The 384-nt window shown below is 42.7% G+C and carries 1 protein-coding gene; it reads right to left on the bottom strand.

Annotated elements, in window-relative coordinates; genetic code table 11:
- Positions 1-384 (bottom strand): copper amine oxidase N-terminal domain-containing protein (locus tag KIH86_RS19645; RefSeq protein WP_223110621.1); only part of this gene is annotated, 384 nt, incomplete at both ends.

The raw sequence follows: 384 nt of genomic DNA, 5'->3' as shown, positions 1-384 counted from the left end.
GAATAGATCTGTCTCTTGTTCTTTAGCTCCTCCGTAATAGATCATCACGATTTTTGATGCCTGATCCCAACGCACTATAGCACCGAGGTTCTCTGTTACAAAACGAACTGGTATCATCGTCCTTCCTTTTACGACCGTTGGAGCAACAGTAAGTATCCTCTCTTCGCCTTTTACCAAAGCCTTCTTCTGATCAATCCAAAGTTCTAACGTTTGAGAGTCAAGCTTTATCGTGATTTTATGTTCACTCCCGCTCCATTCCACTTTCCCGCCTAATCTATCGACAATAGGAGCAATTGGAAGTAAAGTTACACCTTTAGATACTATAGGACTCACACTGCCATCGTTACTGTCAAATACCCCACCATCATCTAGCGTTAGCAACCA

The sequence above is a fragment of the Paenibacillus sinensis genome, assembly GCF_019904155.1.
GTDB classification, from domain to species: domain Bacteria; phylum Bacillota; class Bacilli; order Paenibacillales; family Paenibacillaceae; genus Paenibacillus_AQ; species Paenibacillus_AQ sinensis.
The sequence above is the reverse complement of the archived record's forward strand: the minus strand, read 5'-3'. Positions and strand labels throughout refer to the sequence as shown.